The sequence below is a fragment of the Sporomusa sp. GT1 genome (genome assembly GCF_014634905.1).
Lineage (GTDB): Bacteria > Bacillota > Negativicutes > Sporomusales > Sporomusaceae > Sporomusa > Sporomusa sphaeroides.
The window spans coordinates 1-21,791 of record NZ_BMBX01000041.1 but is presented as its reverse complement, the minus strand read 5'-3'; the positions used below and the strand labels follow the sequence as shown (position 1 = coordinate 21,791).

Below are 21,791 nucleotides of genomic sequence, written 5' to 3'. Positions count from 1 at the left end.
GCCTTACACCCTGTATTCTAACAGGAGGTACTTTTTTGTTCAAAACTCTTTTTTGTTCGTTACAGGAATGCTCCTATTAGTTGCGGTAGTACTCTGGACTATTTCAATCATTCGACGGCGTTATCCTGCCGCCGTCCGCAACATGCAGGTATGTTAATTTATCTTAGCTTCTCATTTTGAGATGGCAGAGAGTATGTTATAATGACACTAAAAATGAGGGAAGGCAGTTTCATGAATATTAACCTGGATAGTCTCGCCATTTTTATTGCAGCATCGCTAGTCTTAGTACTAATGCCGGGACCCAATACTTTGTATGTTATGACGCGGGGAATAACCCAAGGACGAAGGGCTGCTTTAATTTCGGCATTGGGGGCAAGTTCCGGAGATTTATTGTATGCGTTGTCGGCAGCACTAGGCTTAGCATTTATTCTTCAACAATCTGTCATACTTTATAGTATTATCAAGATCTGCGGTGCACTGTACATGCTGTTCATTGGAATTCAACTTATGCAAAATAACAAGACTGTTATCGGAGATATTGAACCGGCTAAGCAAGAAGAGTGTAAGAACTTATTTATAAAAGGTTTTTTAACTTCCGCGTTAAATCCTAAAACAGCAATATTTTTTGTAAGCTTTTTTCCGCAATTTATTGATGCCAATAGTGAGTTTGCCGCCTTTACCATGCTGTTATATGGATTTACTTTCTTTCTACTGGGTTTAATTGTCCTTATTTTTTATGCACAGGCATCAAGCTTTGTTCGGCAGTGGTTAATGTCTAAACAGAAAGTAGAACAGTATTTTCGTTGGCTAACAGGAGGATTGTTTATTGGCTTGGGTATTAAGCTAATGATACCAGACTCCAGATAAAATAACCTGCAAAAAACAGAGGCATTCAAGCCTCTGTTTTTTGCAGCGAGGGAAAACAAGCAAAAGCTTAGCTGCTGGCAACTAAGCCGCCGTGATGGACACTGCGGGGTCAGCGACTTATCAAAAGGCCAGAAACCTTTCCTCATATTCTTGAATGGGGATTGGTCGGCTAAACAGATAGCCCTGTGCCTGTTCACAGCCGTTTCGCTTTAATATACCAAATTGTTCTTCCGTTTCAACGCCTTCTGCAACCACCCGAATATCCATTCTGCGACAAATATCCATAATAAACGCAATGACCATCTGCGTTTTTTTGTTCGCCACAATGTTGTCCACAAGACTTTTGTCAACCTTCAGTTCATCGAAGTTGGTGGAGCCAAACAGCGAGAGGTTTGCATAACCAACCCCAAAGTCATCGATAGAGATGGCGAAACCCGCATCCCGGATACTGTCAATCAAGCTGGTGAAATCCATTCCTTCTATGCCCTTGACACTCTCGGTAATCTCAATGATCACCCACTTTTTATCAATGCGGTATTTGCCAAATATCGCTTTCAATTGAGCGAGAAAATCCTGCTCCGCCAGCGTGTACCGTGAGAAATTGACAGATATAGGCACGATTTGCCTGCCTGCTTTGATCCACTCGGAGAGTTTAGCGCAGATGAAATCAAGTATGAAAATGTCCAGAATACTGATGATCTTTGCATCCTCCAGAACAGGCAAAAACTGTACCGGCGCTATGACCGTGCCGTCCTCCGCCTGATAGCGCACCAGCGCTTCCGCACCACTCACCGAACGGTCTGCAAAGGATACCTTAGGTTGCAGATATACGATAAAACGCCCTTCCTTAAGGCTTTTTTTTAGTGCGCCGAGTTCAACCAGATCATCGTTATAGTGACGATAACGGTCGCTCGACAGGCTTTTGCAGTAATGCTGCTTCTTATCCTCGTACATCCATGCTTCCGCCGTATGCAGCAAGTGCTGAATATCGTCCGCCCGCTCCGCCCACTGATACCCGACAGCCACATGGAAATTTGTGCTGGCCGCACACTGTGCCTTAAATGAATGAATCTCCTGCTCAAATTGAGCTTTCGCAACATCCCTGCAAATCACAACAAACTCGTCTCCGCCGATACGATAAAAAAAACCCGAACTGAAAGTCTTTTCGAACCTACGGGCGCACTCAGTCAGCATTTTGTCTCCATATGCATGTCCGAATGCGTCGTTGATACCTTTCATGTTGTTTATATTGACATACACAATCCCTATGTTTTTGGCGCCCCTAAACTTTACAATATCCTGTAAATAGCAATTTCGGTTACGAATACCTGTCAGACTATCCTCAAAACTCAGCTTTACCAAAAACGCTTCGTATTCGATCCTGTGCATCGCAGATAGCTGGAAATAGCGCAGAGAAACCAGCAGCGGCACAATGCTGCCGATTTTTTCCGCAGAAGGGTTTTCCACCCATCCAACCCCGACAAGCCTTCCGTCCCGTTCCAGCGGCATGATCACCAGGTTTCGGACTCCCCGCAGGCGAAGGCTTTGATGTAGTGCCTGATCCAGTTCCTTCATTTGCTCCATATCTTCTATGACAATGTATTCCTTGGTTTCAAACAGCGCCCTCCACTGAGCAAAGCGGGAAATGTCCATCTCCCGGAATCGTTCCTCTGGTGTGAGCTGCGGCACACACCATTCGCTAGTCATGAAAAGCTTGTCCCCGGAAGCCTGAAAGAAATAGGCTCTGTCTGCGCCAAAATACCCACCTGTCCGCTTAAGCACATCGTCCATTGCTTTGCTTAACGTTCCCATTTCATAAGGCAGGCCGATGCAGTGCTTCACAATCAGTTCGTCTTCCTGTATATTTTTCAGCTCACTGTGCTCAGACTCGCGTTCTGTAATGTCTGTTGCAATCTGTATACGCGCTTTTCTGCCGTTCCAGTACACAAACCTGTTCTTTAAAAGAAAATGCCTGCACAGTATCTTATTGGTGAATTCCCACGAGTAGACACTGTCAAACGTCAAACTGTCATTGACACAAAAAGGACAGGGTTCATCAAGCCCCTGCAGCAGCTTATAGCATTTGGCTCCTTTCCGATCGCCAATCCGATATTTCTCCCGCCCGGCCGAATTGATATATAAAAGCTCGTAGGTTTCAATGTCCACGACATATATCAGTTCCAGCATCTGGTCGAGCATAGCCATTAATATCTTTTGCATAAGACAACCACCTTTTCTCTCTGATATTCCCGGAGTATCTATGCTTATCCCCACGGTAATCTATCGCTGTGGGACAAGCAGGATGTCTGACAAAGGATTTTACCCCCACGAACAATCGCTGGATTTGGGACACGAAAACATGTACGCTGAAGCTGAAACCTGGCATCAGCGGCATACAGAACAGCCCGGAAGTAAGCAGAGACGCTGACAGTGGCGTAAGATAACCTGTCAGCGTCTTTATTTAAACTACGTCTTATCCATGTGCCTCTGTTTTTCTGACGACATTCCAGACAGCCGGCAAAAAAACACCAGTAATTATCATTACTATATAATTATTTATTTTGAGTATCCAAATGAGGTGTTTCAATATTATAACTGGAATTTAGCTATTGCAGCCTCTAAATCGGCCGCCAAATTCGCCAGGCTTTGACTGGAAGAAGCGATTTCCTGCACCGATGCGGACTGCTCCTCAGTGGCTGCAGAAACCGACTGGGTCTCAGACGCCACTCCTTTGCTGGCAGTATCGATGTTTTCAATTGCTGCGGCCAGCGTCTGATTCTCTTCGGCAATTCGGCGGATTGCAACAGTAATATCCGTAACCTGGCCGGACAGCCGATGGATGGCATCCTCAATTTGTTTAAAGGTTTCTCCTGTATCATTCGCCAGCGCAATGCCGCTTTGAATGCCGCTGATTCCATTCTGAGCGGCGGCCACGACTTGCGTAAGATTAGTCTCGTTTTTCGCCACCAGCGAATTGATCGTTTGCGCGGCTTGATTCGATTCCTCTGCCAGTTTCCTAACTTCTTCGGCAACAACAGCGAAGCCGCGTCCCTGCTCGCCTGCCCTGGCAGCCTCAATGGCGGCATTTAAGGCCAGCAGATTGGTCTGTCCGGCGATAGTAGAGATCAGGGTGACCATTTCCTGAATATCCCGGGAACTGGTATTAAGCTCGGTTATATGGTTCTGCATGGCGGCTGTTTGCTGACCGATTTCATTCATTTGCCGTATAGTTTGCTGCACAACCTGCCCTCCCTGCTCAGCCGACCGGGTAGTGACGGCGGCTGCGCCAGTCACTTCCTCTGCCGCCTGAGACATTTGGGCGACCTGCTCGGTCATGGTCCGGGAAATGGTCAGGATTTGAGCAGCATGCTCTGACTGCATATCCGCAGCGCGGGCAACCTCGGTTATGGAGCCAGCGACCTGATTAGCGGCGTCAGCCGACTGATGAGCACTTGCTGTCAGTTCCTCGCTGGCGGCAGCCATTTGCGAGGACTCGGACTGTACCTGCTGCACCAGTCCTCGCAGGTTGCGGTTCATCAGCAGCATGTTGTCCGCCAGCTCGCCCAGCTCACTTTGCGACTGAATCGTCTTAACCCGTTCACGCAAATCACCTTCGGCGATTTCTTTGGCAACCTGGTTGATGTGTAAAATCGGGCGGACAAATGACCGGCTAGACCAGAAAGTTAAGCCTAACACCAGTAGTAAACTAAAACCGGAAAGTCCTATAAGCATTCTTGATAATGCCGTAACTTCGCTAGTGGCGTCAGCTTCCGTCGTCGTCATCAGCAAAATCCAGCGTCGGTCGCCAGGCATATCAATGGGAATAAAGGAGCCAACCTGTTCAACATTTGAGGAAGTTGGCTTATACTGCATACGGACACGGCTGTCCGTCTCTAAAGCTTGCGTGAAAGCGGCACTCAGCCGGGGATCGATGCCATTAATCATATTTCCCTTGTTTTTCAGCTCTGCTGAAATTTCACCGTTTTTCAGATTCATGTTGCCAGCAAGTTCCGGGCGGGTGGGGTGTACCAAATACAGGCCGCCATCCTCCAGCAAGGCGCCGTAGCCGTGTTGTTTAAATTTGATGTCCTGTATAATCGGCTGCAACTTGTCCAAAGAATACATGCCAAACAACACACCGATCAATTGCCCGTTGCGGCTGACCGGCACGCACAGCGCCACAGCCTGTTTCTGGTTAGTACGTGACAGGAATATCTCAGAAATATAAGGTTTTTTTGTATTAATCACTTTTTGGAAATATTCCCGGTCACTGATGTTAATTGAAAAACCAGCATTGTTGATGGTTACACCATCCAGGGAGGCAAAAAGAATATCATCAAATTTGCCAATCCGCTGGTGCGCTTCCTGCAGTGCCGGCTGGATCTGCGTTTTGTCACCACTTTGCAGCCTGGCTATGCTGGCAAGATCCTCAAGCTGCGTAATGGACATCGCAAGCTCCGCCTGGACATAGGCGGCCGCCTTGCCCACTACCGCCTCTTCCGTCTGCTCCATGCTTTCGCGCAGATATTGTTGCGAAAGATAATAGCCGGCACCGGATACCACCAGCAAAGTGCCGATGACCAAAGCACCGATCAGACACATCAACTGAAACCGTATACTATGGATAAGCTTCATAACATGTTCATCTCCTCATCGATTAATTAGCAGCTTCCTGCCATGCCTCCACTAACAGTGTCTCCTTTACTCCCCGGCCATTGGGTAAAAACAACACATAATATGTAGATTTTTAGTAATACTAACATAAGTATATTGCCTACCAATAGTCTACGTCAAGCGGTTACTCTGATAAAAGGAGGGATGTTCATGTATGACTTTGGAGCTCGTCTCCGAGAACTGCGCGAAGCTAAGAAACTGACACAAACCCAGGTAGCCAAACGATTAAACCTTCATAAATCCAGTATTTACGGCTATGAAAACAATATTCGAATCCCTTCCGTAGAAGTCCTCAGCCAACTGGCTCTGTTCTACAGAGTGACGACTGACTATCTACTTGGCCATGACAATCGTCACATTATTTATGTTGACGGTCTTACGGAAAGACAGTTGGAAATTGTAAACCTACTACTGTTGGAATTCAAACAGGGTAAAGGGCGTACCTAAGTACCGCACCGGCAACAACTCCGGCGTTTCCTGACCTTTCCAACATATCCTGCCAGTCGTCTCCGCGGCGAATGGCAACGGCAAAATCGGCGATAGTAAACAATTCTTCATGCTGTTTATCTATCGCCGAAATTCCGATTCATAACAAGAAAAGACGGGGCTGTCGCAGTAAACAAGGCTCCCCAAAACAAAAAAATGGCAACCGGCAGTAGCCGGGAGCCATTTTTTTGTTGTAAAATCAGTTTGTGAAAACCGAGAAATTACACTCAAATTATACATCAGACGGAAATATATATCAACTGGTAAGTTTTTTTAGTTTCATTTTCGTTAAACCGATGAATAAAATCAAACCCACCTTGGTTATCCCAGGGTGGGTTCTCTCTTTTCCTCAATCTTCTTAAAATCTCACTTTCCCGCTACTAAACTTTAGCCGCCGTGATGGACGCCGTAGCGTAAGCAGCCATGCCCTGGCCCTGTCCGGCAAAACCTAACCCCTCGGTAGTGGTGGCCTTTACATTCACTTGGCCAACAGCAAGCTGCAAAGCCTCAGCAATATTCTGGTTCATTTGTGCTATGTACGGAGCTAATTTAGGTTTTTGCGCCACAATGGTGGCATCAATATTATTAACACAATAGCCGTGCCGGTTCAATATCGCGCCTACTTCCACCAGCAGCTTCAGGCTGGAAATCCCTTTATACCTGCCGTCGGTATCGGGAAAATGCCTGCCAATATCGCCTAAGCCGGCCGCTCCCAAGAGCGCGTCTTTAATGGCATGCAACAGCACATCGGCATCGGAATGACCGTCAAGTCCCAATGTATAGGGAATCTCCACCCCGCCAAGAATTAGTTTGCGTTCAGGCACCAACCGGTGCACATCATAGCCAATACCGCTGCGAATCATCGTCTTTACCTCCTGCTCTTTAGCCAGCAATACTTCGGCCAACCGCAAATCTTCCGGTGTAGTGATTTTTAGATTTTCGTAGCTGCCGGGAACAAGCTTGACCGCAATCCCCAGCCGTTCGACCAGAGCAGCATCATCGGTGCCAAGATACCCGTCCTGCGCCGCCTGTTGGTAGGCACTTCTAAGCACCTTGGCACTAAAGGCCTGGGGTGTCTGTACCGCCCACAGGGTCCGCCGGTCAGGCGTACCTGTTACCAGTCCGGTGTCATCTGCCGCTTTGATCGTATCTTTGACAGGTACGGCTGCAATGGCGGCCTGATGCTGCCGCGCAGCAGCGACAGCCTGGTCAAACAGCGCCGTTTGAGCCAGCGGGCGGGCGCCATCATGTACAATAATCATAGCCGTATTGTCCGGGACAACGCTGAGCGCATTGGCAATAGAATATTGCCGTTCGCTGCCGCCGGCGACAACCTGCCAGGAAACCGGCAGAGCCAGCTCTGCCAGCAGCCGGGAAACTATTGCTGTTTCTTCGGGTGCTGCCGTTACAACTATATGGGTAACACCCCGGGCGGCACTGGCCGCTAATACCGAATACGCCAACACAGACTTGCCAGCTAACGGCAAAAAGACTTTATTGACACTGCTACCCATGCGCTTTCCCTGACCGGCAGCGGCAATAATGACACATACCATAAATTATGCTCCCCCCTTATATTGCAAAAGCCTTCAAGCCTTTGAGGCTTGAAGGCAAATAATTACATTAGCACTTTAGGCTTAGCAAAAATCATTCGTCCGGCGGCAGTCTGCAATACCGAAGTTACCAGTACTCCGACCGTTTCGCCAATGTGTTTTTTACCGCCATCGACGACAATCATCGTACCGTCATCAAGGTAAGCTACTCCCTGCCCGAACTCCTTGCCGTCCTTTACTACATGTACTACCATTTCTTCCCCTGGCAGTACTACGGGTTTGACGGCATTAGACAGTTCATTAATATTGAGAACAGATACACCTTGAAGCTCGGCCACTTTATTCAGGTTATAATCATTCGTTATGACTTTGGCCTTGAGCACCTGACCTAATTTGATAAGCTTCGAATCTACTTCAGTAATATCATCAAAATCACGATTGTCAATCTGTATATTAAGCTCAAGTTCTTTCTGCATACGGTTTAAAATATCCAGTCCCCGCCGCCCCCGGTTGCGTTTGAGCAGATCAGAAGAATCAGCGATATGCTGCAGTTCTTCCAAAACAAACACCGGGATGACAAGAGGCCCCTCAATGAATCCGCTTTTACAAATATCAGCGATACGTCCATCAATAATAACGCTGGTATCCAGTATTTTCGCCTGGCAAATGCTGTCCGTCTTATCCTTTGACCGCTCTTTGCCATCCCGGCTGAGCCAGGGCAAAGCCGGCAGATTAGAAAACATATTAAATAATTCCTCGCGTTTTCTAATGGCGACATTGATCCCCAAGTATCCCAGAATAACACTAAGTATCAGCGGAACATATTTCCCAACAATAGGAATCGGCATGAAAGCCGGTCCAAGTAAATTAGAAATTATTAGTCCAGTGGCTAACCCCAAGACACCTGCCAGAACATCATATCCAGGCATCTTGTTTAAGCGTAGCTCCAGCCAGTAAGTGAAGTTCCATAAATATTTTAAGAGCAACGGTGCTACCACAAAACCAACAATTCCCCCAACCAAACCACCAAACACAAATGTGAGAATCGTAGTCATCGTAATGCCAAACACACCAATTCTCAAAAATTCTTCACCTACGACAGTAGCCAGCAGAGGAATAATCCTATCGGTTATCATAAGCCCACCCACTGCCGCCAAAAAGGTAATCAGTAGTCTAAGTGTTTTATCAATCACAGTCTCTACCTCCTTTCTTAATAAAAATTTATTTCATCCAAAAAGTGGAAACACACATTTTAATTATGTCCTACTTTGAATAAAAAAATACGTCCAGATGAAACTTCACCTTGGGTGTACTAATTTTTAGTATAGCATACTGCGTAATCCTTTGTCAAAATTAGCTATTGTAGCATGTATAATTAACTCTTGTCAATAATATGTCTCAAATGTGAGAAAATCTTTCTTAATCACCACACATTGACAACTAGGGAGAGCAGTTTATATAATAAAGGCAAAGCGAGGTGTACCCAACATGCATGATAATAAATGTTGTTCAGACTTTCAGTCTGCTGTAGACGAATACTTAATCCGCCACCGCAGTGTACTTGACGTTTTGACAAAATATCAGGAAGCGTCGGCCCGGGTAAACAGAGCTGTTGCCAAAGCTGTCACCGGCTGCGGCTGCGTCCAGGTTGCGGCTGCACGCCAATCGGCTCCCGCAACAACAACCTACAGCGAACTCAAAGAGCATATGTCTTCCCATCTGGTAGGCGAACCCTGCGCGCAATGCCGGGAAATCATCGCCACAGAAATAGGCCACAGTATGTTTTATCTGGCCGCTTTGTGTAATGCTACCGGATTGTCTCTGCACCAGGTAATGCAGCAAGAATACAAAAATGTTAAAACATTGGGTGCCTTTCATTTGACCTGATACTTACAGAAACACAGTCTTTTACACAAGGCTGTATTTTTTTGTCCTGCAATCAATGAATATGGCTTTCCCGGCAACAACAATATAGCTTGAAATAGGCTAAGCCGTTCTAACTCCACTTGAAAAAACTGGGAGTATTAGAACGGCTTAGTTATCGGATAAACATTTTTCCTGCGGGAATGATACTGGTAAAGGGGGGTAAATATGCGCTATTTTTTGCGAATTATACTGAATGTAGTAGTGGTGCTAAGCTTTGGCAGCCTGCCTGCGGCCGCTCTGCCTGAAGCGGAACTGTTAGACGGCGGCGAATTGCTTTCCGGTTATATGACTGTAATGGATGAGCAGGGAATTATTGTGCTGCAGACAGGTCACGAAGTTCACTTAGGTGATCAATATATTGCTGAAAATGATACCTTGTATGAAATTACTGAGGTGGAAGGCGCAATAGCCCGCTGCCGGACCATAGAAAAGGTTTCGGCCCAAGCTCCTGATGACGCAATTTTCGTTCAGGCGCCACCACCCAATGCACCTAAGCCCAAAATTGCTATCTATCATACTCACACCGACGAATCCTATACTCCTACTGACGGCAGACCTTCTCAAAAAGGCAAAGGCTCAATCATGCTTGTCGGCGATGCCTTTGAAAAGAGATTAACCGAACTGGGCTACCAGGTTATTCATTCCAAGACCCTGCATGACCCGCATGATGCCAATGCCTATCATCGCTCCCGGCGTACTGCCATGAAACTTTTGCAGCAGCAGCCGATCGCCCTATTTGATCTCCACCGCGACAGCGCTCCGCTTAAAGTATACAGTACTACCATCAATGGACAGTCTGTCTGCAAATTGATGCTGGTGGTGGGACGTCAAAATCAAAATCAAAAAACCACCCTGGACTTTGCCAGAAGCATTAAGCGCGCCACTGACGCCAAATATCGCGGGCTTATCCGCGGCATATTCATTGCCCGTGGTAATTACAATCAGGATTTAAGTCCCAGAGCAATATTAGTGGAAGTAGGAACCGAGCATAATAGCCGCGAAGCTGCCGAGCGCAGTATTACATTATTTGCCAATGTAGTCCCTTCGTTTCTGGGACCGCCCGGCGGCAATAGCGGCGGCAAAGCCGAGGCCGGTCAGGCTGGTACCTATACGGAAATAAACGATAATAATACCGGTGGTACGGCCACTTCTTATGTTCCTACCGACACAGCCCCCGGGTATGATATTTTGGTAATGGTGGCGGTATTAACTGTTGGCATAGCTGCCTTTCTGTTTCTTAGCACCGGCAATTGGCAAGAAGCCAAGAAAAAGCTCCATCACTTTTTTAAATATGAATTCACTAATTTTTTAGGGCCGCGTAAAAAACGGAAAAAGTAAGGGGGAAGCCGTTTGAGTAAAAAGTTTTTGATCAAACTGGTTTGCTTCCTGGTTTTAGCTGCCGTTGCCACGGCAGGAGTGCTTCATTATCTGCCCCTTAGCCTGTTTTCCACTCAGCAAAAGCCCGAACAAGCCCCGCAAAAAATGTATGACCACTATATTATACATGATGAAGCTACCAACGAAGTCCTGATGTATGTCCCGCTGGTGGTCAGCGTTGGCGACGAACTGATCAGTGATAAAAACAAACGCTACAAAATTGTCAAAGTAGAAGAAAACCAGGCTTACGCCCGGTTTGTGGAAGACTTAAATTTAGAGTTATATCAGAAGTGACCAACATAAAGCTACCGGCCTACAGATGGCGGTCTAAAAGGGCCTGCTCCCGCACCCTCTTTAGTCCGTCTTTTACTGCTTTGGCCCGCACTTCGCCAATGCCTTCCACTTCATCAAGCTCTGCCAGGCTGGCATTATAAATCCGCTGCAAGGTTTTAAAATGCGTCACCAGCTTTTCCCCTACTAAGAGCGGCAGGCGGGAAATCTGTCTCAGCACCCGGTAGCCGCGTGGCACAACAGGAATATCCATGGCGGTGGGACTAACACCATATCCCAGCATCCGGCATATCGTGAACGGCTCAAGGTTCTCTTCAGGCAGTTCGGCAATTTGTTCTCTTACCAGTTCATAGTCTTTTAACTCAGTAGTATTGCAATAATCTTTAATTAATAAGGCGGCGACATCTACGCCGGAAATAAGTTCTTCCATCTGCATACTGACCAGTTTGCCTTCTGAGCCCAGTTCAATCACATTACGTTCAATTTCCATCGCAATCCGGTTGACCTGCTCGGCCCGGATAAGCACAAGAGCCACATCATAGAGGGTGACCAATTCTTCAAATTCCAGCGCACTTAAATTAGTAAGACCTTTATCCAGCACATTGCGATACTTTTCCAAGGTTTGCAGTGCCTGATTGGCGCGATTGAGTATTACCGGAATATCCTTCAGCGTGTACCGCAATTGCCCCAGGTATACGGTAATAATATTACGGCGCTGGGAAATGGCTACCACCAGCGCACCGGTCTGTTTGGCCGCCCGTTCGGCGGTACGATGGCGTGTGCCGGTTTCAGTGGTTGGAATACTTGGATCAGGCATCAGCTGGGTATTGGCAGACAAGATTCGTTTACCGTCCTGGGAGAGCACGATGGCTCCATCCATTTTAGCCAGTTCATAAAAACCGGCCGGTGTATACTCTGAATTTAGCTCAAACCCGCCATCAACAATTTCAAGTGTGGCCGGGTTATCCCCCACCAGCACCAAGGCTCCCATCTTAGCTCTAAGAATATTTTCCAGGCCATCTCTGATGGGTGAACCTGGCGCCAATGTTTTTATGGTTTTGACAAAACGGGAATCCCATAAACGTTCTGAGCGTTCTTCCCGGCTTTTTATCATACAAATACCGCCTCCATGGCCTCGCTGACACTAGCAACACCAATAATATCCAGCCCTGCTGTCCGGGGCAACTTAAGGCCGGAAATATTCCCGGCAGGAATGACAAAACGTTTGAAACCGAGGGCTGCTGCCTCGGTAATTCTGGCTTCAGCCCGGCTAATCATCCGAACTTCGCCGGTAAGGCCCACTTCTCCCATAACTACGGTACTCGAATCCACGGCAATATTGCGAAAGCTTGACACTATCGCCAATGCCACCGGTAAATCGGCTGCCGGTTCGGCAATTTTAAATCCCCCTACCGCATTAACATATGCATCCTGGTTAGCCAGCATGAGTCCTACCCGCTTTTCCAGTACTGCCAGGAGCAGAATCAGGCGGTTATAGTCAAATCCCGCCGCCATACGGCGTGGCATACCAAAGCAGGTAGTACTCACTAAAGCCTGAATTTCAATTAACAGTGAACGAACACCCTCCAGGTAGGCTAATACTACCGAGCCGGGGGCACCCTGCGGCCGTTCGGCCAGCAACAGGCCGGAAGGGTTGGCAACTTCAGCCAGGCCATGTTCCTCCATAGAAAAAATACCACTTTCGTTGGTTGAGCCAAACCGGTTCTTAATGGCTCTGAGAACCCGGAACGCATAACTGCGTTCGCCTTCAAAATAAAGAACAACATCCACCATGTGCTCTAAGAGCCGTGGTCCGGCAATATTGCCGTCTTTGGTTACATGGCCGATGATTGCTGTGGGAATGCCGCTTTCTTTGGCAAAGCGCATCAGTTTGCCGGTACTTTCCCTGACCTGGCCGACACTGCCCGGAGCTGACGGAATCTCCGGACTAAACATCGTCTGAATGGAATCAATGATAACAAAAGCCGGTTTTTGCTGTAATGCCTCCAGGACAATGGTCTCTAGGTTATTCTCTGTAAAAATTAACAAATTATTACTTATTTTTCCCAGTCTTTCGGCTCTTATTTTAATTTGGGCTGCTGATTCTTCACCAGATATGTACAAAACAGGCCCATAGGCATTGGCAATACCTGCGGCTACCTGTAAGAGCAGCGTCGATTTGCCAATCCCCGGGTCACCGCCAATTAAGAGCAGCGCACCGGGTACTATGCCGCCGCCAATTACCCGGTCAAATTCACTTATACCTGTTAACAACCGCGGCATAGCCGACGTATCTACCATATTAATGGGACGCGGTTTCGGCGCAGGTGCTGCTGTCAAACGGGCTTCGGACTTTTTGACAGCCACCTCCTCTGCCATGGTATTCCACTCACCGCAGCCCGGACATCGTCCCAGCCATTTACTTGCTTCTGAACCACATTCCTGGCACACAAATTTTGTTTTAATTTTGGACAAAACGAATTCTCCTTTTAACCTATCAGCGGCAATGCTGGTAATACAGCGAAAAGCACTCATTTTGAGTGCTTTTTCGCGCTTATAAGCCAATTTTCCTGCTAATTAGGCTTTTTTGGCAAACTTTAATTTACCATTCTCAGCTGCATCCACAAGTACCGTATCACCGCCGGTTATGGATTGCCTGATAATCATCTCAGATACTTCGTCCTCGATCATTTTTTGAATGGCACGACGCAGCGGCCGGGCACCAAAAGCGTGATCACGGCCTTCTTTTACTAATTCCTGCTTGGCTGAATCGCTCAGTTCAAGCTTAAGATTAGCATGAACCAGGCGTTTGGTTACCTCCTGAAGCATGATCTCTACAATTTGCTTAAGGTCATCGTCAGTCAGGCTGCTAAAGACTATGATCTCATCAATCCGGTTTAAAAATTCCGGTCTAAATACCCGCTTGACCTCATCCAATACCCGGCTTTTAGCTGCTTCCCCCTCATTGGCTTTAGCGCGTTCGCCTGATAAAAAGCCAAGCGCGGCCGCATCTTTTTTCAAATGCTGTGAACCAACATTAGAGGTCATGATAATGACAGTATTCTTAAAATCAACCGTCCGGCCCTGACTATCGGTTAAACGGCCGTCTTCCAGTACTTGCAGCAACATATTGAAAACATCATAATGGGCTTTTTCGATTTCATCCAAAAGAATAACCGAATAGGGTTTGCGGCGTACGGCGTCAGTCAATTGACCGCCCTCTTCGTAGCCGACATAGCCGGGAGGAGCGCCGACAAGCCGGGACACCGTGTGTTTTTCCATATACTCAGACATATCGAGACGAATCATCGCGGTTTCATCTCCGAATAAGGCCTCGGCCAAAGCGCGTGACAGCTCGGTTTTGCCCACCCCTGTCGGCCCCAGAAACAGGAAGGAACCAATAGGCCGTTTAGGATCTTTAAGTCCGGCTCTGGCGCGGCGTACGGCACGGGCTACCGCCTGCACGGCCTCATGCTGGCCGACCAGCCGGTTATGGAGAATTTCCTCCAGCTTCAGCAGCCGTTCGGATTCTTCTTCGGCTAATTTCTTAACCGGAATGCGCGTCCAGGTAGACACCACATGGGCAATATCCTCAGCGGTAACAACAATACGTTCATTACCGCGCTGTTTTGCCTGCTTTTGCTTGCCGCCAAGCTCTTCACGGATCTGCTGCTCCATATCGCGAAGGCTGGCTGCCCGCTCAAATTCCTGCGCGGCAATGGCCCCCTCCTTTTCCGTCCGGACCTGTTCCAAGCGTTTTTCTATTTCTTTGACATCAGGCGGAATGGAAAATGCCTGCAAACGTACCCGTGAGGCGGCCTCATCCATTAAGTCAATGGCTTTGTCAGGCAAAAACCTGTCAGAAATATACCGGTGAGACAGATTTACCGCCGCGTCAATGGCCTCATCGGTAATTTGCGCCCGGTGAAAGGCCTCATATTTGTCCCTGATCCCTTTTAAGATGGCAATGGCATCTTCCACAGCCGGTTCGCCAACCGTGATGGGTTGGAAGCGCCGTTCCAGCGCCGCATCTTTTTCTATATATTTTTTATACTCATTGAGAGTGGTTGCGCCAATAACCTGCAATTCGCCCCGGGCTAATGCCGGCTTCAGGATATTGGCCGCATCAATGGCTCCCTCGGCAGCACCGGCACCGATCAGCGTGTGCAGCTCATCAATGAACAATACGATATTGCCGGCTTCACGAATTTCGTCAATTACCTTTTTCAGACGTTCTTCAAACTCACCCCGGTACTTGGTACCAGCCACTATGGACGCCATATTGAGGGAAACAACGCGTTTATTACGCAGAATTTCGGGCACCTGACCTTCAACAATGCGTCTGGCCAAGCCTTCGGCAATAGCGGTCTTGCCAACCCCCGGTTCGCCAATCAGCACCGGATTGTTTTTAGTGCGTCTGAGGGTAATCTGAATAACCCGCTCAATCTCGGCATCACGGCCGATAACAGGATCAATCTTGCCTTCCTGCGACATTTTATTCAGATCACGGCCGAATTCATCCAATAGCGGGGTATTACTGGCTGCCGCTGGTTTAGCTCCCTGCACTTTGGGCTGGGGCGTCTGCCCTGACATCGCAAAACCACCCAGCATTTCAATGACCCGCTGACGCATGAGGTTAATGTCTACCCCCATGCCTGTCAGTACCTGAGCGGCAATACCTTCTCCCTCCCGGATCAGCCCCAGCAGAATATGTTCTGTTCCCACATAATTATGACCCAGCCGCAAGGCTTCCTCCATTGCCAGTTCAATGACTTTCTTGGCCCGCGGCGTATAACCGATATCGTTGGCTTGCTCCTGGCCGGTACCCAGAATGGTTTCTACCTGTTCCCGTACGGAATCCACCTCTAATCCCAGCGAAGCCAGTGCCTTAGCGGCTACACCCTCGCCTTCGCGCAAAAGTCCCAGCAGCAAATGCTCGGTGCCGATATATCCATGTCCGTATCTGGCCGCTTCCTGCTGTGCCAGTATTAATACTTTGCGGGCTCTGTCGGTAAATCTGTTAAACAATGTCTTTCCCTCCTTTATGCTGTCAGCTTATAGCAGTCATTGCGATTTTTGCAAGCTTGAACGAATTAGTTTGGCCCGTAATTTATTGCTGTCGGCTTGGTGCAAGACGGTATCACCCGCCAAATTCTGCAAGAAACTTGGCCTGGTCATTACCAATAGCTTGGTAAATACTTCAGGCAGTACTTCGTCAATAACCCCCAGATCAATCCCCAGCCGCACCTCGCTCAACAGCGACAGAGCTTCATTGGCACAAATGCTTTGGGCATAACGGAGTACGCCATACGCCCGCCATACCCTGTCAGCCAGCAGATCGGGCGACTCATTGAGCAGCAGCTCTCTGGCCATACGTTCCTTATCCACGATATGTTTGACAACCCCGTTTAAACTGGTAACAATATCTTGTTCATTACGGCCCAAAGTAACCTGGTTGGATATTTGAAAAACATTGCCGGCCGCCTCAGAGCCCTCCCCATATAAGCCACGCACCGTTAGACCCAATTGGGTGGCTATAGCCACCATGCGCCCCATCTGTTTGGTTAATACCAAGGCAGGTAAATGAACCATTACCGAGGCCCGCAGGCCGGTACCGATATTAGTGGGACAAGCGGTAAGATAGCCGATAGTATCCATAAACGCAACATCGTGCTTAGCTTCAATAATATCATCAACGGCATTGGCCTTATCCAGCGCATCGCCAAGATTAAGTCCGGCCTCCAAACACTGCAAACGCAGGTGGTCTTCTTCATTAACCATAATACTGACACTGGCATCGTCACGGACAATGAGCGCACGATTTTCGGGGTCTGTTATATGACTGGGACTAACAATGTGCTTTTCCACCAATACATTCCTTGCCAGTGGCGACAACCCGTCAAGGGCTGCCAATTCGTATTTATGACCGTCGGCCTCGCCAAGCTCTGCCGGTACCTGTTGTAACGCTGCGACAATCTCGCCCAGTTCGGCAGCAGAAGCACGGCCGGGAAAAGGCTGACTTCTTAAGTTGCGAGCCAAGCGGATTCGGCTGGATAACACAATTTCGCCTTCCGGACCGGCTCCGCTCAACCAGGGTACAAGCGGCTGATTTAGCAAGTTTTCCACGATAGTAGTCATGCTATTCCTCCTCACTCATGCCCAGCCTGGCCTCCGGTTCGGCAAGCTGTCTTTCCAATGCTCTGATTTCGTCCCTTAGCTTGGCTGCCTGCTCATATTCTTCACAATTGACATGCTGTTCCAAATCTTGGCGCAGGTGTTTAATGCGCTGCTGCAGGCTAAATTTAACACCGGCGCGTTTCGGCACCTTGCCGGTATGGGCAGCCGTACCATGCATACGTTTAATCAGCGGCTCCAACTGTCCACCAAAGGCCTGATAACAAGCACTGCAGCCAAATTTGCCGCTGCGGCTGAACTCACTATAACTCAGACCACACTCTGAGCAAACAGGCGCTAAGCTGCTCCGGGCATTATCCGGCACTGTATAATTAAACATATCTTTGAGAAAATCATGGATAGAAAATTTATTACTTATGAGATTGTTGATGTTTTTGCCCATCATCTCGCCTGATTTTTGCGCACACTGTTCACACAAATGCTTTTCAATCTTTTGCTGATTAATAATTTTGGTAATGTGCACACAGGCAGTTTCTTTTTGGCATTCTTCACATAACACACCTATCGCCTCCGTACTCATTCATTTTGATCGGCTAACGTCATCAGGAGCGATCGCAGCAGCGGCACGCGCTCTCGCGGTTCCAGCCGCTCATAAAGGAAGGCAAAACATTTATAAATCAACGCAGCCTCACGGTTTGTCATGAGATTATGATTCTTCAGGCGTACAACAATTGCTTTTACCTCTTCCAAACTCAAATCCTCATCAATCTGCTTTGCGGCATCCTGGAAGACAATAGTCTGCACCGGGATGCGGGCAATCCGGACAAAGCCGCCTGAGCCACGCCGGGACTCGACGATAAAACCGCGTTCTAACGTAAAGCGTGTGCTAAGCACATAACTAATCTGCGAAGGCGCACAATCAAGCGTTTCCGCCATTTCATTGCGCCGCAAAATGACGATCTCATCCTGTTGATGTGATATCTGACGCAAAATCCATTGTTCAATAGTATCGGCTAAGTTGCTCACATTCCCACCTCCCGCCATCTATCACTGACTTTTACTGACCTTTTGACTTTATTCTACTTTGACCTTTTCCTAATTGCAAGCCCATTATTTACCCAAAATCAGCCTTAAAAACTAATCAGTAACGATTATTGCCAAATATCGTGTTTGTTATAAGCATTACTAAGTCATTCTGCTGTCCTCTGGCAAATCTACAGATTTCACGGCACATGAATGCCTGCTATGTAATCATTGAATGCTTTTTCGTTTTTTCCACCACTCATAAACCAAATATATGGCAACCACCGTCATAAGTCCGGTATTAACATAGCCAAATTCCCGAAACCAATGATTGCCTTCCCAGTAGGACACCGGACTTTCTACTGTGTAAGCTGCCAGCGGATAAAAATAAAAATTAGAATACGCGCCATGGGTAAGCGCATCAAATAGCAGATGTGTACCCCAGCCGATAATGAACGGCCGGAAGTGTTTAATCCCCGGCAAAAAACTGAGCAGCAGACAGCCGAGCCAAATGGGCACCGAGTGGCCAATCAGATCAATTTTAACTACCCAGGGAAATTGGGATACAAAGCCCATCAGCACCCTGGGACTTAGATTGCCAAGCTCCGGCCAGGTCACATAGCCATTAGCCATGATAATAATCAGTAATACCACATAAATATAATCAGGCAGCATGGAGCCCAATACAAACTGCCAAACCTTAGGGTGGTGTCTGGTAAAAAAATAAATCCAAAAGCCGTGATGGAGAGTATGCATTTTTCCTCCTGCCATTATCCCTATACTGCTATTGTGCTCCAATACAACACCAGTATGTAAGTCAAAGAGCAGTGCTTATTGGCACTGCCCTTTGACTTACAGCATGACATTACAGCAAATTAGGAGCATTTGCTAACACGTCACGCGCTTCCTTCATTATAGCTTCTACAATTATAGCGGCCGGCTCTACCTTTTTCAGCGGCAACAAGCTTTGGCCAGCCAATACGGCCCCATTATCCACATCACCTTCAACAGCAGCCAGGCGGTTAGTACCGGTAGCCAGCTTATCCAGTTCCGCTTGAGGTGCACACTGGCGTTCCAGAGTCAAAAACTTATCCGTAAATGCATTTCTGAGTCCACGGACACCATGCCCGGCTAGCAGGCCTGTAACCACACTATCGGTATCTACAGCATTAATTAACTTCTGTTTAACATTAGGATGAACCCCGCATTCCTCGGCCACTAAAAACCGGGTGCCCATTTGAACACCGGCGGCTCCCATAACAAGAGCGGCTGCCAGCCCCCGGCCATCAGCAAAGCCGCCGGCGGCAATGACCGGGATAGTGATTTGCGGAATAACCTGAGTCATAAGCGCCATACTGGTCAATACGCCAATATGGCCACCGGCCTCCATGCCTTCAACTATAATAGCGTCAGCACCGCTGTCTTCCACCCGTTTAGCCAGCTTAACACTGGGAACAACCGGAATCTTCTTGACCCCGGCCTGAGCAAGCCTTTCGAAGTACGGAATAGGATTACCTGCGCCCAGGGTAACAAACGCCGGTTTCTCCTCACAAATAACATCCACAATGGCCTCTTTATTGTCAGCCATTAATTGTACATTAACCCCAAATGGTTTATCAGTAAGTTGTTTAGCCAAACGAATATGTTCTCTTATATAACTGGCATCACGTCCACCGGACGCAATTATACCGGCACCACCAGCCTGGGAAACAGCAGCAGCCAATTTAGCGTCAGAAATCCAGGCCATACCTCCTTGAATAATAGGATATCTAATGGCAAGCAACTTAGTTAGTTTCGTATTCATGCTCTGCATATCTCCTTTCAAAAATACCTCTATCTATTTTCTTCACCAGTTGCCAAACAAATCCTGCTATACGGCCCTAAAGTCAGACATAAAGCACGGCTGTTATGGAAAAGTCATTCTATAGTTTGTCCTGAATTTATAAAGAAAACACGGCTTGCACCGAGCCTTTGGCGACGGTGGAAGCCGATGTTGCCCTTATCCTGTTTTTAAGAAAGTTATATTTTCTGTTAGGGTGAAATAACCCTTTACAATTTTGTATAATATAACTATAATGAAGTATTGTATAAATTATATCTGAATAGTATGATATAAGTTTATTCTATCTTAAAATTACATAATTAACCATAAAGGGGCGATAATTGTGAGAGCCATTGGAAGACATCTGTCAGTAGACATGTATGGTTGCAATTTTGACAATCTGGATAACTTTGAACTCATAAAAACCGCTATACTAGCAGCCATTGAAGAAGCCAATATGACACTACTTAATTTATCGTACCATAAGTTTGAGCCTCAGGGGCTGACAGTATTGGCATTACTAAACCATTGCCATATAAGCATTCACACGTATCCAGAGCTTGGTTATGCCGCTGTTGACATCTTTAGCTGCGGCGACTATAGCCGTCCCGATAGAGCTCTTTTGGTATTGAAAAAGGTGCTAAAGCCGGAAAAAACTAAAACCACCAACTTTGTGCGCGGTGACTTCGGCTCACAAAAAGATATGAAACCAAGAATCCGGATCAGTATTGCCCCGTTACGCCGTGTGCGTAATACCAGCGCTAAAGTATGGAGCTATTTACGTAAGAAATAATGGAAAATGTGGATAGAAAATGGACAACTACCTGCTAGTTGCCCATTTTTGCTAAATAAATATATAAAATTTGGCTAAACTATTGACAAACAAAGCAAAATGGATAATAATAATCCTTAGATAATTATACTGAGTTAATTTCAAGGAGGAATTTTTTAATGAGCACTGACAAAAATCTATCTGCCGCTTTTGCCGGCGAATCGCAAGCTAACCGCAAATATACGTATTTTGCCAAACAAGCCGATGCTGAAGGCCATGCGCAAGCAGCCAAATTATTCCGGGCTGCTGCTGAAGCTGAACACCTTCATGCTTATGCCGAATTAAAAGCACTTGGCGGCATTAAAACAACAGCTGAAAACCTTAAAGCAGCTATCGCAGGCGAAACCTACGAGTTTGAAACCATGTATCCAGAATTCATTAAAGTAGCCAAAGAGGAAAACAACACCACCGCTGCCCGCGCCTTTCATCTGGCCAACGAAGCTGAAAAAGTTCACGCCGATCTCTACCAAAAAGCTCTTGCCAGCTTAGGCAGCAATGAATCTTTTGACTACTATCTCTGCACCGTCTGTGGTCATATTGCCGAAAAAGAAGCTCCTGAAAAATGTCCTATCTGTGGAGCAAAAGCCCAAGCTTACAAAACTGTTGGCTAAAGGCTTCGGCTTACATATACCAGATAATAAAAAACCTGACCTAAGTGGTCAGGTTTTTTATTATCCTAATACAGAACATACAAACACAAAGCACTCATTTTCATGAGTGCTTTTTATAACCAGCAACTTCCTAATCTCCCAGGCCGTTTCCAGCCAAGTACCTTCGGCGTTTATGGGCTTAACTACTGTGTTCG

Annotated in this window: 19 protein-coding genes; 7 read left to right on the top strand and 12 right to left on the bottom strand. The window is 47.2% G+C overall.

Translation table 11 applies throughout. The features are described from left to right. The first annotated feature begins 231 nt into the window (after window positions 1–231). Entirely contained in the window at window positions 232–867 is a 636-nt protein-coding gene (locus tag GT1_RS21115; RefSeq protein WP_188400376.1) for a LysE family translocator, read from the top strand. Window positions 868–987: 120 nt separating this feature from the next. Here GT1_RS21115 and GT1_RS21110 read toward each other — a convergent pair whose 3' ends face one another. Together GT1_RS21110 and GT1_RS21100 are read right to left on the bottom strand one after the other, a co-directional pair. Continuing rightward, complete coding sequence (locus tag GT1_RS21110; protein WP_188400375.1) at window positions 988–3,087, bottom strand: EAL domain-containing protein; 2,100 nt, start codon at window positions 3,085–3,087, stop codon at window positions 988–990. A gap of 369 nt (window positions 3,088–3,456) precedes the next feature. Continuing rightward, a complete protein-coding gene (locus GT1_RS21100; RefSeq protein WP_188400373.1) occupies window positions 3,457–5,502 on the bottom strand; it encodes a methyl-accepting chemotaxis protein in 2,046 nt (681 codons plus the stop codon). 189 nt (window positions 5,503–5,691) lie between these two features. Here GT1_RS21100 and GT1_RS21095 point away from each other — a divergent pair, with 189 nt between their 5' ends. Beyond that, window positions 5,692–5,988 (top strand): helix-turn-helix domain-containing protein, encoded by a 297-nt coding sequence (locus GT1_RS21095; RefSeq protein ID WP_198930879.1) that lies wholly within the window; start codon window positions 5,692–5,694, stop codon window positions 5,986–5,988. 419 nt (window positions 5,989–6,407) lie between these two features. Here the strand turns inward: GT1_RS21095 and ispD are convergent, their stop codons facing one another. Together ispD and GT1_RS21085 are read right to left on the bottom strand one after the other, a co-directional pair. Beyond that, the gene (gene ispD / locus GT1_RS22685; protein ID WP_188400372.1) at window positions 6,408–7,583 is read right to left on the bottom strand and encodes a 2-C-methyl-D-erythritol 4-phosphate cytidylyltransferase; all 1,176 of its coding nucleotides are present in this window, start codon (window positions 7,581–7,583) and stop codon (window positions 6,408–6,410) included. A gap of 62 nt (window positions 7,584–7,645) precedes the next feature. Further along, the gene (locus GT1_RS21085) at window positions 7,646–8,773 is read right to left on the bottom strand and encodes a PIN/TRAM domain-containing protein (RefSeq protein WP_373325746.1); all 1,128 of its coding nucleotides are present in this window, start codon (window positions 8,771–8,773) and stop codon (window positions 7,646–7,648) included. Window positions 8,774–9,068: 295 nt separating this feature from the next. Between GT1_RS21085 and GT1_RS21080 the strand changes: the two genes are divergently transcribed. The 3 genes from GT1_RS21080 to GT1_RS21070 all read left to right on the top strand — a co-directional run bounded on the left by GT1_RS21080 (window position 9,069) and on the right by GT1_RS21070 (window position 11,177). Beyond that, window positions 9,069–9,467, top strand: a complete 399-nt coding sequence (locus tag GT1_RS21080; RefSeq protein WP_188400371.1) for a DUF1573 domain-containing protein — start codon at window positions 9,069–9,071, stop codon at window positions 9,465–9,467. 204 nt (window positions 9,468–9,671) lie between these two features. Next, the gene (gene spoIIP, locus GT1_RS21075) at window positions 9,672–10,844 is read left to right on the top strand and encodes a stage II sporulation protein P (protein WP_188400370.1); all 1,173 of its coding nucleotides are present in this window, start codon (window positions 9,672–9,674) and stop codon (window positions 10,842–10,844) included. A gap of 12 nt (window positions 10,845–10,856) precedes the next feature. Next, window positions 10,857–11,177, top strand: a complete 321-nt coding sequence (locus GT1_RS21070; protein WP_075752738.1) for a stage II sporulation protein P — start codon at window positions 10,857–10,859, stop codon at window positions 11,175–11,177. 19 nt (window positions 11,178–11,196) lie between these two features. Here GT1_RS21070 and disA read toward each other — a convergent pair whose 3' ends face one another. The 8 genes from disA to GT1_RS21030 all read right to left on the bottom strand — a co-directional run bounded on the left by disA (window position 11,197) and on the right by GT1_RS21030 (window position 20,136). Next, window positions 11,197–12,288, bottom strand: a complete 1,092-nt coding sequence (gene disA, locus GT1_RS21065; RefSeq protein WP_075752736.1) for a DNA integrity scanning diadenylate cyclase DisA — start codon at window positions 12,286–12,288, stop codon at window positions 11,197–11,199. Beyond that, complete coding sequence (gene radA / locus GT1_RS21060) at window positions 12,285–13,649, bottom strand: DNA repair protein RadA (RefSeq protein WP_188400369.1); 1,365 nt, start codon at window positions 13,647–13,649, stop codon at window positions 12,285–12,287. Before radA ends, disA begins: the two co-directional genes overlap by 4 nt. A gap of 102 nt (window positions 13,650–13,751) precedes the next feature. Further along, entirely contained in the window at window positions 13,752–16,202 is a 2,451-nt protein-coding gene (locus GT1_RS21055) for an ATP-dependent Clp protease ATP-binding subunit (protein WP_188400368.1), read from the bottom strand. A 36-nt stretch (window positions 16,203–16,238) separates the two neighbouring features. Next, entirely contained in the window at window positions 16,239–17,312 is a 1,074-nt protein-coding gene (locus GT1_RS21050) for a protein arginine kinase (RefSeq protein ID WP_188400367.1), read from the bottom strand. A gap of 1 nt (window position 17,313) precedes the next feature. Continuing rightward, on the bottom strand, window positions 17,314–17,868 hold the full coding sequence (locus GT1_RS21045) for a UvrB/UvrC motif-containing protein (protein WP_188400366.1): 555 nt from the start codon (window positions 17,866–17,868) through the stop codon (window positions 17,314–17,316). A 17-nt stretch (window positions 17,869–17,885) separates the two neighbouring features. Then, window positions 17,886–18,335 (bottom strand): CtsR family transcriptional regulator, encoded by a 450-nt coding sequence (locus tag GT1_RS21040; protein WP_075752728.1) that lies wholly within the window; start codon window positions 18,333–18,335, stop codon window positions 17,886–17,888. 225 nt (window positions 18,336–18,560) lie between these two features. Further along, window positions 18,561–19,088: a hypothetical protein gene (locus GT1_RS21035; protein WP_223226418.1), complete on the bottom strand. Its 528-nt coding sequence runs from the start codon at window positions 19,086–19,088 to the stop codon at window positions 18,561–18,563. A gap of 109 nt (window positions 19,089–19,197) precedes the next feature. Continuing rightward, window positions 19,198–20,136 (bottom strand): nitronate monooxygenase, encoded by a 939-nt coding sequence (locus tag GT1_RS21030; RefSeq protein WP_188400364.1) that lies wholly within the window; start codon window positions 20,134–20,136, stop codon window positions 19,198–19,200. Window positions 20,137–20,497: 361 nt separating this feature from the next. Here GT1_RS21030 and speD point away from each other — a divergent pair, with 361 nt between their 5' ends. After that, on the top strand, window positions 20,498–20,947 hold the full coding sequence (gene speD / locus GT1_RS21025) for an adenosylmethionine decarboxylase (protein ID WP_223226417.1): 450 nt from the start codon (window positions 20,498–20,500) through the stop codon (window positions 20,945–20,947). Window positions 20,948–21,105: 158 nt separating this feature from the next. Continuing rightward, window positions 21,106–21,597 (top strand): rubrerythrin family protein, encoded by a 492-nt coding sequence (locus GT1_RS21020; protein WP_188400363.1) that lies wholly within the window; start codon window positions 21,106–21,108, stop codon window positions 21,595–21,597. Window positions 21,598–21,791 lie beyond the last annotated feature (194 nt).